Origin of the sequence: Mariniflexile sp. (assembly GCF_041583155.1) — a bacterium.
Classification (GTDB): Bacteria; Bacteroidota; Bacteroidia; order Flavobacteriales; family Flavobacteriaceae; genus Mariniflexile.
On record NZ_JBFHGK010000009.1, the window covers coordinates 1 to 14721 of the forward strand.

General features: G+C 32.5%; 14 protein-coding genes. 2 read left to right on the plus strand and 12 right to left on the minus strand.

Features of this window, described 5'->3' with window-relative positions:
* The 9 genes from ABYI63_RS04855 to ABYI63_RS04895 form a co-directional block, all read right to left on the minus strand.
* Nucleotides 1-341: 2Fe-2S iron-sulfur cluster-binding protein (locus ABYI63_RS04855; protein WP_372754028.1), on the minus strand; the 341-nt coding region annotated here is incomplete at its 3' end.
* Entirely contained in the window at nucleotides 334-1206 is an 873-nt protein-coding gene (rfbD, locus tag ABYI63_RS04860; protein WP_372754030.1) for a dTDP-4-dehydrorhamnose reductase, read from the minus strand. The genes ABYI63_RS04855 and rfbD, both read right to left, overlap by 8 nt.
* Nucleotides 1203-1748, minus strand: a complete 546-nt coding sequence (rfbC, locus tag ABYI63_RS04865; RefSeq protein WP_372754032.1) for a dTDP-4-dehydrorhamnose 3,5-epimerase — start codon at nucleotides 1746-1748, stop codon at nucleotides 1203-1205. Before rfbC ends, rfbD begins: the two co-directional genes overlap by 4 nt.
* Nucleotides 1748-2614, minus strand: coding sequence for a glucose-1-phosphate thymidylyltransferase RfbA (gene rfbA, locus ABYI63_RS04870; RefSeq protein ID WP_372754034.1), 867 nt, complete (start codon nucleotides 2612-2614; stop codon nucleotides 1748-1750). Before rfbA ends, rfbC begins: the two co-directional genes overlap by 1 nt.
* Nucleotides 2615-2617: 3 nt before the next feature.
* Nucleotides 2618-3661 carry a dTDP-glucose 4,6-dehydratase gene (rfbB, locus tag ABYI63_RS04875; RefSeq protein WP_372754036.1) on the minus strand — a complete coding sequence of 348 codons (1044 nt, stop codon included), beginning with the start codon at nucleotides 3659-3661 and terminating at the stop codon, nucleotides 2618-2620.
* A gap of 3 nt (nucleotides 3662-3664) precedes the next feature.
* Nucleotides 3665-4732: a hypothetical protein gene (locus ABYI63_RS04880; protein WP_372754038.1), complete on the minus strand. Its 1068-nt coding sequence runs from the start codon at nucleotides 4730-4732 to the stop codon at nucleotides 3665-3667.
* A gap of 13 nt (nucleotides 4733-4745) precedes the next feature.
* Nucleotides 4746-6431 (minus strand): hypothetical protein, encoded by a 1686-nt coding sequence (locus ABYI63_RS04885; RefSeq protein WP_372754040.1) that lies wholly within the window; start codon nucleotides 6429-6431, stop codon nucleotides 4746-4748.
* 37 nt (nucleotides 6432-6468) lie between these two features.
* A complete protein-coding gene (locus ABYI63_RS04890) occupies nucleotides 6469-7962 on the minus strand; it encodes a GH3 auxin-responsive promoter family protein (protein WP_372754042.1) in 1494 nt (497 codons plus the stop codon).
* Nucleotides 7963-8832 (minus strand): M23 family metallopeptidase, encoded by an 870-nt coding sequence (locus tag ABYI63_RS04895; protein WP_372754044.1) that lies wholly within the window; start codon nucleotides 8830-8832, stop codon nucleotides 7963-7965.
* A gap of 114 nt (nucleotides 8833-8946) precedes the next feature.
* Here ABYI63_RS04895 and tatA point away from each other — a divergent pair, with 114 nt between their 5' ends.
* On the plus strand, nucleotides 8947-9129 hold the full coding sequence (gene tatA / locus ABYI63_RS04900) for a twin-arginine translocase TatA/TatE family subunit (RefSeq protein ID WP_372754046.1): 183 nt from the start codon (nucleotides 8947-8949) through the stop codon (nucleotides 9127-9129).
* Nucleotides 9130-9203: 74 nt separating this feature from the next.
* Here the strand turns inward: tatA and ABYI63_RS04905 are convergent, their stop codons facing one another.
* The 3 genes from ABYI63_RS04905 to pgk form a co-directional block, all read right to left on the minus strand.
* Entirely contained in the window at nucleotides 9204-10211 is a 1008-nt protein-coding gene (locus ABYI63_RS04905) for a DUF4837 family protein (protein WP_372754048.1), read from the minus strand.
* Nucleotides 10212-10235: 24 nt separating this feature from the next.
* Nucleotides 10236-11756 carry a LysM peptidoglycan-binding domain-containing protein gene (locus ABYI63_RS04910; RefSeq protein WP_372754051.1) on the minus strand — a complete coding sequence of 507 codons (1521 nt, stop codon included), beginning with the start codon at nucleotides 11754-11756 and terminating at the stop codon, nucleotides 10236-10238.
* A 224-nt stretch (nucleotides 11757-11980) separates the two neighbouring features.
* Nucleotides 11981-13168 carry a phosphoglycerate kinase gene (pgk, locus tag ABYI63_RS04915; protein ID WP_372754053.1) on the minus strand — a complete coding sequence of 396 codons (1188 nt, stop codon included), beginning with the start codon at nucleotides 13166-13168 and terminating at the stop codon, nucleotides 11981-11983.
* Between the two features lie 376 nt (nucleotides 13169-13544).
* Here pgk and ABYI63_RS04920 point away from each other — a divergent pair, with 376 nt between their 5' ends.
* A complete protein-coding gene (locus tag ABYI63_RS04920; protein WP_372754183.1) occupies nucleotides 13545-14699 on the plus strand; it encodes an ATP-binding protein in 1155 nt (384 codons plus the stop codon).
* Nucleotides 14700-14721 lie beyond the last annotated feature (22 nt).

Genomic DNA, 14721 nt, shown 5'->3' on the forward strand with positions numbered 1-14721 from the left:
ACATCATCTGAAATGTTTTCAATCACATCAATTTTAGAAACAAATATCGAAGTTTCAGCTAAAACAATATCTCCTAAATCTTCAACATCTATTTTAATGTTTGATATTGGTCTTGAATTACAAGATAAAGTGTATCCCAACGCTTTTTCTTCGTTAGTAAGCACTATTTCGTCCTGTACATTATCAACTTCACCTTCAATAACTTTAACAATACAACTTCTACAACGAGCAGATAAACAACTATGCTCTAAAACTAAACCAGCTTGTTTGGCTGCTGACAGAATGGTTGTTTCCGCATCACAATCAAATGTCTTATTATTTCGTAATTGAACTTTAAACATCCCTAGTTTGTAATTTTTTTATATTTGATAAAGCCAATTTTAGACTTTCCGTCCAAGAAGAAATTTCTATTCCTAATTCCCTCTTTATTTTCGATTTATCCATAACACTATATGCAGGTCTCTTTGCTGGTGTTGGATAACTAGTGGTTGGAATAGGATTCAGTTTAATTTGTAGGTTTTCGACCTCAAAAATTGCTTTAGCGAAATCAAACCAACTCGTAACACCTTCATTACTATAGTGATATACTCCATGCTTTTGGGATTCTGTTCTTACGATTAGGAATAAAACCAAAGCCAAATCACCTGCGTAAGTTGGAGTTCCTAATTGATCGTTAATTATCCTAAGCTCTTCTTTTTCCTTTGAAAGCCTTAACATGGTTTTTAAAAAATTAGTACCATGTTCAGAGTACAACCAAGAAGTTCTTATAATAAAGTATTTTTTTAATAACTGCTGTATTTCAATTTCTCCTTTCAGTTTTGTTTCTCCATAAACACTAATTGGATTAACTTCATCCTCTTCTGTATATGGATTTTGCTTTTTCCCATCGAAGACAAAATCTGTTGAAATATGAATTAATGTTGTATCATTCTCTACACACGCCAAAGCCAAATTCTTTGCTCCTAAAACATTAATATTAAAAGCCTTCTCTTGGTCTTTTTCAGCATTATCAACTGCTGTATAAGCAGCACAGTTGATACAATAATGTATTGGACCTTCAGATTGAAAAAATTCTTGGACTTGAGTAAGATTACATATATTCAATTCTTGATAATCTGAATATATTATATTCAGATTTCCATCATCAAGATCCTTGATACAGTTTCCCAATTGTCCATTACTACCTGTAACTAAAACTGTTATCATAATTCTGTATTTTCAAACTTAGGAAGTAGTAAATCTTTTTCAGATATTATAAACTCATCTTCATTTAACTTCCAATCTATATTTAAAGATTCATCGTTATAAATAATGCCTCCTTCAGATTCTTTATTATAAAAATTGTCACACTTGTATGAAAATAATGCAGAATCGCTTAAAACAATAAAACCATGTGCAAAACCACGTGGAACAAATAATTGTTTTTTATTTTCCTCTGATAGTTCTATAGCCACGTATTTTCCAAATGTTTTAGAATCCTTTCTTATATCTACAGCTATATCTAACACTTTTCCTCGAATAACTCGTACTAATTTTGCCTGAGCAGAGGTTCCTTTTTGGTAATGAAGGCCCCGTAATACTCCCTTTGTTGATAGCGATTCGTTATCCTGAACAAACACTATTTCTTTACCAACTACTTTATTAAACGTTTGTTGATTGTAACTTTCTTGAAAATAGCCTCTTTCGTCATAAAATACTTTAGGCTCTAAAATAAAGCACCCTTTTAATTCTGTTTCAGTTATTTTCATTATTTTTTATTCAATAAACCTAATAAACTTTTACCATAACCACTTTTCAATAAAGGCTCTGCTAAAGCTTTAAATTGACTTTCTTTAATATAGCCCATCTCATAAGCTGCGGCTTCAATGGAACCTATTTTAAGTCCTTGACGTTCTTCTAGAACTTCAACGAATTGAGATGCCTGCATTAATGATTGAAACGTGCCTGTATCAAGCCAAGCTGTCCCTCTATCTAAAATACTAACGTTAAGTTTTCCTTTTTTAAGATATTCTCTATTCACATCGGTAATTTCTAGTTCGCCTCTATGACTTGGTTTTATGTTTTTTGCAATATTAACCACTGAATTATCGTAAAAATAAATACCAGGAACGGCATAGTTTGATTTTGGCTCCTTTGGCTTTTCTTCTATGGAAAGAGCTTGTCCATTCTTATCAAATTCCACCACACCATATCGTTCAGGGTCATTAACTCTGTAAGCATATATAACACCGCCATCAGGATTATTGTTGGCTTGTAACAATTTTGCTAATCCTGTACCATAAAAAATATTATCGCCTAAAATTAATGCTACTTTATCTTTTCCTATAAAATCGGCGCCTATAATAAAAGCTTCTGCCAATCCGTTTGGAGCATCTTGAACAGCATATTCAAATCTACATCCATATTTTTTACCATCTCCCAATAAATCTTGAAATAGAGGTAAATCCTTTGGGGTAGATATTATTAAAACTTCCTTAATTCCGGCATACATTAACGTGGAAAGCGGGTAATAAATCATGGGTTTATCATAAATAGGCATTAGCTGCTTACTTACTGATAATGTTAAAGGATGTAATCGCGTACCAGAACCTCCTGCTAATATGATGCCTTTCATGTTTTAATTGTATTGTTTTTGATAGTACTTTTGATAATCTCCGCTTGTAACATTATTCAACCAATCTTCGTTTTCTAAATACCAATCAATAGTTTTATTTAGACCTTCTTCAAAAGTTACTGATGGTTTCCAACCTAATTCTGTATTTATCTTTGATGCATCTATAGCATACCTTAAATCGTGTCCTGGACGGTCTTTTACATAAGTTATTAACTTTTCTGAACTGCCTTTGTCTCTATTTAGCTTTTCATCCATTTGCTGGCATAATAACTTAACTAAATCGATATTTTTCCATTCGTTAAACCCTCCAATATTATAAGTTTCATGATTTTTACCTTTGTGAAAAACCAAATCAATAGCAACAGCATGGTCTTTTACGTACAACCAATCTCTGGTGTAATTGCCATCGCCATATACTGGTAAAGGTTTGTTATTGATAATATTATTAATAAAAAGAGGAATTAACTTTTCCGGAAATTGATTTTGTCCATAATTATTGGAACAATTGGTTATAACATAAGGCATACCGTATGTTTCACCATAGGCCCTTACAAAATGGTCGGAGCTTGCTTTAGATGCTGAATATGGTGAGTTAGGATCGTAAGCCGTTGTTTCGGTAAATAAGCCTGTTTGCCCTAATGTACCATACACCTCATCGGTACTTACATGATAAAACAACTTATCATTAAAATTATCTTTCCAAGTGTTTTTAAAAGCATTTAAAAGTACCATGGTTCCTATAACATTTGTTTTTACAAATGCTAAGGGATCTTCTATAGATCTATCTACATGAGATTCAGCTGCCAAGTGAATAACTCCCTCAAATTTGTATTTTTCAAACAACTCGTTTATAAAAACCTCATTTGTTATATCACCTTTTATAAAACTGTAATTAGGTTTTGATTCAATATCTGTTAAATTTTCTAAATTACCTGCATAGGTTAGTAAATCTAAATTGAAGATTTGATAATCTGGATACTTCTCGACAAATAACCTAACTACATGAGAACCTATAAATCCTGCGCCACCTGTTATTAAAATTTTCATTTATTAGTTTTTATACCTTTCTAGAAATTTAAAAAATTCCAATCCTAATAAAGCAATCAGAGTTAAGAAAATAAGAATTATTACATAATACTTCTTAGCCCCCATAGAATTTCCAAAAAGCACTTTATTTTTATCGATTATTCCACTTTCTTGTTTGCTCGAAATTACTTCAATAACGTATAGTTTATCTGCTTGCTTTCTTCTATTTTCTACAAGCTGTTCTCTTATTTCAAGATCGCTTTTATAAAGTTCAAGTTCTTTAGTTTTATTAACTTCATTTGAGCCCTCTATTGTAATGCTTGTTTGAGGAGCTTTACCTTTATCCAATACATTTTCTAAAACACGTTTATAAGTGCTCTGTAAAGAGTCTGATTGTCTTAATGCTTCCATCAAGGATGATTCTAGATTCTTTAATTCAGCCAAATCTTTTGACTGTTCTCTTTTAAAGAATTCATTAGTATCAATATTCTCAATTATTTTATCAAATACTTTTTTAAAATTATTCCTAGCTTTTGCTTTAATAGCAATTTGCTGATATTGATAAGTGTAGTCTTCCATATTTCTTACAAAACTTTCATAAGTTACGGTTGAAGCAACAGTAGAATCTAATGTTTTAAGATAAGCATCAAATTTTTGAATTTTTTCATTTTCTGTTATCACCGGTTTTATCTCAAAATCCAAAATAGATGCAGCTTCAGATTCATTAATATTAAGCGCTTTTTTTAAAGTTGCAATATCCCTTTGATTCACCAAGTCTTTGTAGTAACCAATAGAGCTGTATAAATTTTCTCCTGTTTGATAATTTTGCTTAATTGTAGCGTAAGATTTATAAACTGGCTCCGATGTTTTATCCAAAATAAAACCTAGAAATATTCCTAGAATACCTGCTATTACTAATTTTAAAACATGTTTTTTTATAAAAAACACAAACCAAACAAAAGCTAAAAACAAATGGTTTAAAATACTGCCTATGAAATTGAAAAATCTATTAAAAGCATTTCCAATAAGTTTAAATAACTGACCTAAATCGACTTCATCAGATTGTTGCGGCTGTGGCAATTCTTTACTCATTTTTATATTATGATTAGTTAAATATTTGTTCTATTATTTTTCTGGTAATTAAATAAGTTGGTTTTACTCCTGTGGTTCCCAAACCACCTGAAGCTAATGTTGCACCTGTTTCCAATGGGTTATCACTTGCGTAATAGGCATATCGTACTTTTACATTCTCACTAATACTGCCTCTTACTTTTGATGCTGCTTGTATGGCCTTTTGATAATGCGCGCCTTCCATTTCTAAACCAATAACACTCCAAGTAGAATTATAAAAGAATTTTAATATGTCTTTATTTTGTAATGAAGTTCCTAAAACAGTAATCATCGTACCTTCGTACACATCGATTCCATTTCCTTCCAAGTCTTTTTTTGATAGTTCGTTTTTAAATGGATAATTATCAGCAGTTCCCTCAAAAATATGTGCCGTAGGTATCATAATGTCTCCTTTACCTCCCTCCAAAATACCTGCTTTCCCCATAATAGATATAGAATCTATATTCATATGAATTTTATTGCCTTTTACTTTGTAAGGTTTTAATAATTCATCAATGGTCTCATATGCTTGCTCTCCAAACGCATAATCCATTACCATTATAACAGGTTTTTTAGATTTTATAAGGTTCTCGTCCACTTGAATGTCCAGTTTCGAAATATCAAGTTTACTGGTATCAAAAATTTGGACGTCAATTTTTGTTCCCGAAGTATCTTCAATATAAATCATGCCATTAAGCAAGGCTTCCTTTGTTATTTTACTTCGCAACTCATTATTTTCTTTTTTGCTTAACGACTCATAAACCGCATAAATATCTTTCGAACCTGTTGTTTTTAAAGCCGCAGGACCATATAAAGTATTCATAACGCTGTGCATATTAGCGCTAATGATATGTAATGGTCTATCTAGTAGGTTATGTTTATAAAGAGTTTCCTTAATGGTATCAGCCCAAATTTCACCATGAATATGATGCCCTAACCGTTCTCTTAAAACAGGACTAAAGGTAACAGTACGTTTGTTATTATTAACTTGTTCTTCAATAGCTAATTTTCCTAACCAATAAACAATGTGAAGTAATCTTTCCGGTTGTTCTGGTGTTGCAAAGTCATTATAAACGGTTCGCAATTCATTAAAAGTACGTCCTAAAATATTTGCGGTATGCGTTATAGCAATTTCGCGTTCTTCTTGGGTGAGTTTCTTTTTTGATAAAACTGCGTTTTCAAGTTTCTTCCAATCTCTGGTGGTAGAACCACATTCGTCTATAATAACCCGATTACTTATTTTGTGCGATTCAATAAAAATAAAGGTAATATGTGTTAAAATATCATAGATTTCTGAACGACCACGTGTAATCTCAATATTCATTTGTTCCGCGTCAATACGGTAACAATTACGCCTTCTTTTTTCAGGAATGATAACCTTAAAATGCGAATTAGCATACCCTTCATCACTAGTTAAATTGATAAAAGTACATTCTTCAATACCAACAGGAAGCCTATCTATTACATAAAGCAGTCCTTCTAATTCAGCCTTTTCTTCACCTATTGACCCATAAATTTCTGGACGTAAAAGCAGTAAAGATTGCCTAAGCGTGTCTCCGGAAATGCCCATTGGCTTATAAAACCCCCTGTTAAACAAGTGGCGCATAGTAATATAAATCCTTTCAATGGCATTAGAACTTTCTTGAGCTCTTGTTCTCTCGTGATATTTTTTATTACCCATATTAAAATTTATCTGGCCAAATATACTATTATTTGGTTTAACTTTTGTGTGGAAAATCCTCCACTATTTTTCGGTCGTTGGATAGCCTTGGCAGTTTATTTTGGCCTCCCAATTTCCCAATAGATTTCATATATTCTTGAAATCCTCCTTTTTTCACTTTTGTTATTTTAAGCGGTTGTAGTACTTTACCTTTAATTAAATCGAAATAATAAATGTTTTGTTGTTGAAGTGATTCGTCTAGTTTTTTAGCTAAATCTGAAAGATTTTCAGGTTCATTTTCAAATTCAATAAACCATTCGTGAAATGGAAGACCTTCTTCGGGGTTAATTTGCGGTGCCACCGTAAACTCTGTAATTTGAATGTTAGTACCTAAAATAGCCTCTTGCATGGCTTGTTCCACCTCTTTCCCTATTACATGCTCACCAAAAGCAGAAATAAAATGCTTAATACGGCCCGAAACAATGATACGGTATGGTTTTGTGGATGTAAATTCTACAGTGTCGCCAATATTATAGGCCCAAAGTCCTGCATTTGTTGATATTATCATTACATAATTAACACCAACTTCCACATCCTTTAAAGTGATACGTTCCGGGTGTTCATTAAAAAATTCATCGGCTTTAATAAACTCGTAAAAAATACCTGAGTTTAACTGAAGCAACATGCCTTTTTCATTTTGTTTATCTTGAAATGCAAAAAAACCTTCGCTAGCAGGATACAATTCTATACTATCAACTTTTCTACCGATTAGATTTTCGAATTTGGCTCGATAAGGCTCATAATTAACGCCTCCAAAAATAAACAGATTGAAGTTTTTAAAAATATCACCTACTTTTTTACCTGTTTTTTGTTGAAGTTTCTCGAAATACATTTGTACCCAAGATGGGATACCAGAAATTATAGTCATGTTTTCCGGCAATGTTTCTTCTACAATAGCATCCACTTTAGTTTCCCAATCTTCAATACAGTTCGTTTCCCATGAAGGTAATCGGTTTTTTTGAAGATATTTAGGAACATAATGCGCCACGATTCCTGAAAGTCGTCCTAATTGCACACCATTTTGTTCTTTAAGAATGGGACTTCCTTGAAGAAAAATCATCTTTCCATCAACAAAACTACTATTACCTGTTTCATTGATATATAATAAAATGGCATTTCTAGCTGCTTCCACATGGAAGGGCATACTTTCTTTCGTTATTGGAATGTATTTAGCGCCCGATGTTGTGCCAGAAGTTTTAGCAAAATATATAGGCTTGCCTTTCCAAAGTATGTCTTCTTCACCAGCAACTACTCGTTCAATATACGGTTTTAGTTCTTCATAATCTCTAATTGGAACACGCTTCACAAAATCGGCATGCGAATTTATACTTATAAAATCGTGGTCTTTACCAAATTGTGTGCTTACCGCTTGAGAAATTAAATTTTGAAAAACTTTTTCTTGCGTTTCAAAAGGCTTTTTTGCCCATTTTTGAATTTTATAATGTACCCGTTTAGCAAAAGGTTTTGCTAAAGCCGATTTTACTGAAATCATTTATTTAAAATCTATAAAGTTAGTAGGGTTTATTGGGTACCCATCGTTCCATAATTCGAAATGTAAATGGGGTCCTGTTGATAATTCACCATTATTGCCAGCAGAAGCAATTACTTCACCCGCTTTAACCAAATCGCCTTGAGATTTTGTTAATGCAGAATTATGTTTGTAAACAGAAATTAAACCATAGCTGTGTTCTAAAATTATAACATAGCCCGTATTTGCAGTCCACTCCGCAAAAATAACAATTCCATCGGCAGTGGCTTTTACAGGTGTTCCTTTAGCAACTACAATATCAACTGCATAATGTTTCTTTTTTATATTGTAACCCTCACTTACAGTACCGTTAACCGGTGGAAATAATACGAAATTTGATGCAGGTGTTGCTGTTTCGAATAAATTATATTTATCTTCATTATCTACTTTTTGCCTTAAAATGGAATCTTCTCTAGAGGCTCTTAAATTCACTTCACTAGCTTCTAACCTTACAGCTTCTATAATTGAATCTCTAGTAACGTTTACAGTGCTAACTTCACCTTGTAAAACCTTTTTTATAGAAGCATAAAAACGGTCGTTCATTTCAATAACCTGCATTAAAGAATCTGTTTTATAGTTAAGTTCAGTTGCTTTTTTCTTTAAAGCTGCAGAAGAATAACCAGGTATATATTCTCGTAAAGAAGTAAATGCAATTAGCATGGTAGTACCTGCGATTAAAAATATGGCAGACAAAGAGCCTAAAACAAATACATTTAAACGGTTTAACTTAATAGACAACCGCTCTTCAAAGGTATGCTCGTTAAGTATAATTAACCGATACTTATCCAGCAGCTTTCGTTTTATCTTTCTTTTTTCAGGTTTCTTTATATCCATAATTAAACAAAATTAATTAAAATAATTGCAAGACAGGTGTATTATGCTAAAGTTATACTCAAAACGATTTTATTAAACTTTAATTATTAACTTTGTGACATAAAATTAATAGTTATGATTGCGATAGATTTATTTTTAGGAGTAATTGGCCCAATGCAAATAGTACTGATTGTGGTGATTGTTTTATTATTGTTCGGAGGGAAAAAAATCCCTGAATTAATGAGAGGACTTGGTAGCGGCATTAAAGAATTTAAAGATGCCAGTAAGGAAGACGAAAAAGAAGATAATAAAAAATAATTCATTTCATTTTAGATATAAAAAAAGAAGACCAACCTATTAAGTTGGTCTTCTTTTTATGTACCAAACAAGTACTAATCTATTTTTACTGTTCTAATTATTGCCTCAAGTTCTAGCATATAATCTCTTTTTTCAACTGAAGGCGCAAAGGCAAATCCTTCAACCACAACCCATCTTTTATTTATTTTGTCTTCAATGGCATAGTTTATAAATGGCCCACCCATAAAATCGGCCTTTAAATCCCAAAGCCCTTTAGTTTCAATGGTTGGTTTATTATTTATTATTGTTTCATGTACGAAAGGCGTGTACATGTTTTCAGTAGTCATGAAAGATTCAATTTTTTCACCATTTGCTTTTATTTCTCCGTCTTGTCTTCCTCTTAAATATTCTTTAGCCACCGAGTCTCTAATTTTAATTATCTGATTTACTAGACTATCATTGCGTTTTATATAATCGTAAGGCACTGTAAAAAGTAATAAATTGGTAGTTCCGGTGGTAATTTCTTTTCTAATCCAGAAGAAATTATCGTTAGATTTTGCAATTCTATAGGCCGAAGGAAACTGAATAGTTAATCCCAACTTTTCCTGAATGGTTTTGTAATTATGAGGAGATTTATTCATTTGACGCATTCTTTCAGCAAGCTCCTCTTTTCTGAAGGTGTCCACAATTTTTGATGCGTTATTGTTTATTATATCAATTATTTCCTGACGACTTTTCCCTGAAATAACAATAACCTTTTGTGGTTGGGCATACACATTATCGGAAATTTTCATTCCCGGTTCTTTATTAATTTCAACCTTTAAAATGGTTCTGTTTTTAGTAACAAATCCTGAAAATACTCCGGGCGGGATTTGACTAATAGAGAACAAAGGTTCATCTTGAGGTAATCCGTAAATAGGAGCCGCTAAAACGCTTCTAATAGCATCGCCAATACTTCCGTCCCACAACTCGTTATCTAATACTACTGAAACATTGTTAATGTTACCCGAGGAATCCATCATGATTTTGTCATCAGAAGATTTCTTGTCTTTACATGATACTAAAACGGTAAGTAGAATTGCTGAGAAAAGTATATTTCGCATAATTTAATTTAGGTTTAAGGAACTTTAAGTTTTTGATATTTTAAGTTTTGTTCCCGGTTTTAACTTACTACCACTAATACCGTTCCAATCTCTAATATTTTGAACAGAAACTCCTGAAAATTTTTGCGATATGCTCCATAATGAGTCTCCACTCCTAACCGTATACGTTTTTGCGTTTGTTGATGTAATTGGTTTTGATGAGTTACTAGCTGTTGAAGCTATGGTTCTTTGTGTATTTTTTGGATAAATAATTAAGCGCTGTCCAATCTTTAAATTGTTACTTCGTAAACCATTCCATTTTTTTATATCACTAACTCGAACAGCATACTTTCTGGCTACAAGTCCTAAAAAATCGCCAGATTTCACTTTATAAGTTATTTTAGAATCTGCATCAAAGAGCTGAGGCATTGGTTTTTCTCGTTTATTAAACTCTGCCTTTGCATATGCATAAATAGAATCTTCGTTACTTACAAAGTCGCCCACAATTCTTCTTGGTAAGCGAAGTGTATAGTTTTCCCCTTTTACGTAAGGAATAATATCAAGTTTATACGATGGGTTTAAAAATTGTAACTCTTCCATTGCAACACCTGTTTGTTCCGAAATTTGATCTAGTGTTATCATTTGTTTTACACGAATGGTATCGGTTTCAAAAAAGGCAACCTCTGGTCTTGGTTTTTTAAAACCATGTTCTTCAGCATATTCAAAAATATACATGGTTGCTAAAAATGCTGGTAAATACCCCGCGGTTTCACGTGGCAAATTATGTCTGATATTCCAATAATTTTGATAACCACCTGAACGACGTATTGCTTTTGTTACATTACCTGGTCCTGAGTTATAGGCTGCCAGCGCTAAGTCCCAATCACCAAAAATTTCGTATAGTTTAGATAAATATTTTGCAGCTGCTTCTGTAGACTTTATAGGGTCGCTACGCTCATCAACATAACTTGTAACATCTAAGCCATACATTTTGCCCGTTGTGTACATAAATTGCCATAAACCTGTAGCTCCTACTCTAGATTTTGCTCTCGGTTTTAACGCGGATTCTACTATGGCTAAATACTTAATTTCAAGAGGTAAATCATAAATATCTAATTCGCGCTCAAATAGTGGGAAGTAAAACGCACTTAAGTCAATAAGTTTCTGGAAAGAGTTTCTTCTATTTTTTAAATATGATTTTATAACACTTTCTAAACCAGGGTTGTATTCTACATTAAATGGTGTTTTAGCACTTAAATCTGCTAATCTGCTTTTTAGCAATTCGGTTGATAGTTCCGGGTAATCCACTTCTTCAAAGGAAATATCAGCAATAGAACTATAAATTGTATCATATAGCGAATTGCTATATAATTCTTCTAGCCATTTTTCTTCCAAATCAGCTGCAAATAAATCAGTTTCTACTTTTTTAATTAAAAGGCTATCCTTTAAAGAGCCTAGTGGTTTTAAACTTAATTTTTTAGTAACAACAGAGGTGCTGTCTTTCATTTGCGACAAGCAAACAGTAACATTGAAAAGTAATAAAATTGTAAAAAATCGAAATAACATAAATCTATTCATTTGGTTATATTGAACGATATCCTTGCTAAATTCGTATTTTTTGGTCTAAAATAAAAACTTTATTTACTTTAAGTAAAAAAAAACTTTCAAAAATTGCGGATAATTTTTATTTTGTCGGATTTATTCCATTATTTAAAAAATAAAAAACCACCAAAGCATAAGTTCAAAACCTAATGCTATTGGTGGTAATATGTATTATAGCGTACTAAAAACTACTCTAAAATAGCAGCTATTCCAGGTAAAACAATGCCTTCTAAACTTTCTAACATGGCCCCTCCACCTGTACTTACGTAACTCACTTTATCTTCAAAACCAAATTGTTTCACAGCTGCAACAGAATCACCTCCACCAACTAGTGAAAACGCTCCGTTTTTAGTCGCCTCAGCTATAGAATTTCCTAATTCAATAGTACCTCCAGCGAAACTTTCCATTTCAAAAACACCAAGTGGTCCGTTCCACAGAATCGTTTTACATTGCATAACAACATCATGAAATTGTTTTCTAGATTTTGGTCCAGCATCTACACCTTCCCAACCATCAGGAATAGCATCAATATCAACAACTTGAGTGTTAGCATCGTTACTAAATGCATCGGCAGCAATAACATCTACAGGAATATGAACTTGTACATTTTTAGCTTTTGCTTGTTTAAGGATATCTAAAGCTAATTCTTGTTTATCGTCTTCACAAATGGAGTTACCTATTTTACCTCCTTGTGCTTTAATAAATGTGAAAGCCATACCACCACCAATAATTAAGTGATCTACAGCATCTAAAATATTTTCTATAATTGTGATTTTTGAGGATACTTTAGCACCTCCAAGTACTGCTAAAACTGGTTTTTCACCATCTTTAAGTACTTTATTAATACTTTCAATTTCTTGAGCTAATAAAAATCCAAAACATTTGTTGTTTGGGAAAAACTCAGCTACAATTGTAGTTGAAGCATGTGCTCTGTGAGCCGTTCCAAAAGCATCATTCACATAAATATCACCTAATTTAGAAAGTTGTTCTGCAAATGTTTTATCACCTGCTTCCTCTTCTTTATGAAAACGTAAATTTTCTAACAATAAAATTTGGCCAGGTTGCAAAGCAGCTGCAGCGGCTTCGGCTTTTTCGCCAACGCAAGCATCTATAAATTTAACTTCAACACCTAAAATATCTTCAACTTTTTTGGCTATGTGACGTAAAGAAAATTGATCTTGAACCCCTTTTGGACGTCCTAAATGCGACATTAAAATACAGCTTCCGCCATCTTCTAAAATTTTTATAATAGTTGGTTTTGCAGATACTATTCTTGTATCATCAGTAACTTCAAAGCTTTCGTTTAAAGGCACATTAAAATCTACACGGATTAATGCTTTTTTGTTTTCGAAATTAAAATCGTTAAGCGTTTTCATAAAAGATATTTATTTGTTTTTTAAGGTTTTATGGAATCGCCATTAAAACAACAATAATTTGTTATCTGTTTTATCTAACAACGATTTCACTTATATATGTGTTGTATTTTAAGTAATTGAATTACAAATGTAACTAATTAAAATATGCTATAAAACCTGTTTTTAAACGAAAACGATATAGCTTGAATTTATTTTTAATTAGCCTTACTTCTTTTTTAGTTGATAGCATAATTAATGTATGCGTTAGGGGTTGCAGTGGAAAGCCCACAGCGAGGGACGAGCGCGGACTTGTAACGAAAAACCCGACCCTTGGGGTAACGCACAAACAGTAAAAAATGTGTTTTAACATGTTATAAAATTTGTGTAGGTTTGTTTGATGCAATTTAAAGATATTCTAGGACAGGAACACCTTAAAAACCACTTAACGCAAAGCGTTGATAATGGTAGAATTCCGCACGCTCAATTGTTTGTAGGACCAGAAGGTTCTGGTACATTACCTATGGCTATTGCCTATGCACAGTATGTTTTGTGTAATAATATTAATGGTGAAAACGGAACGGGTAACGATTCTTGTAACCTAAAATTTAATAATTTCTCGCATCCTGATTTGCATTTTGCATTTCCGGTTACAACCAGCGATAAGGCTAAAAGCCACCCTGTTTCCAGTCATTATTTGGAAGAATGGCGTCAACTTTTAAAGGAACAGCCGTATGGTAATTTATTTGATTGGTACAAAATACTTGGAGTTGATAACAAACAAGGACAGATTGGGGTTGATGAAGCGCAGGATATTGTTAAGGCCTTAGCCCTCAAATCGTATGAAGGCAGTTATAAAGTTATGCTTATTTGGATGGCGGAAAAAATGAATTCCTCTTGTGCCAATAAACTTTTAAAACTTATTGAAGAACCTCCCAATAAAACCATATTTATTTTAATTGCTGAAGACGAAGGACAAATAATTAATACCATACGTTCCCGATGCCAAGTATTACATTTTCCGCCCTTGGCAGAAGAAGTTATAAAAAACGGGTTGATTAATCAATTTAACCTAGAAGCTTCTGTTGCCGCTAAAATAGCCCATCAAGCGAATGGCAATTATAATAAAGCCTGTGATTTGGTGTATCACGACTCTGAAGATTCTCAGTTTGAAACCTGGTTTATATTCTGGATTAGAAGTGCTTTTAAAGCCAAAGGTAATAAAGCAGCTATTCATGATTTAATTACTTGGAGTGAAGATATATCGAAAACTGGTAGGGAAACCCAAAAACAGTTTCTTAATTTTTGTTTAGATTTTTTCAGACAAGCCTTATTACTTAACTACAATGCCACCGATTTGGTGTTTTTTGAGCCTAAAACTGAAAAATTTAAACTTGAGAATTTTGCACCTTTTATACACGGAAACAATATAATGGAGATTAGCGACGAATTACAAGATGCTATTTACCATATAGAACGTAACGGAAATTCTAAGATAATTTTAACCGATTTATCTATAAAATTAACGCGCTTACTTCATAAAAAAGCAGAATAATTAATAAATAAAAAGCCCTGAA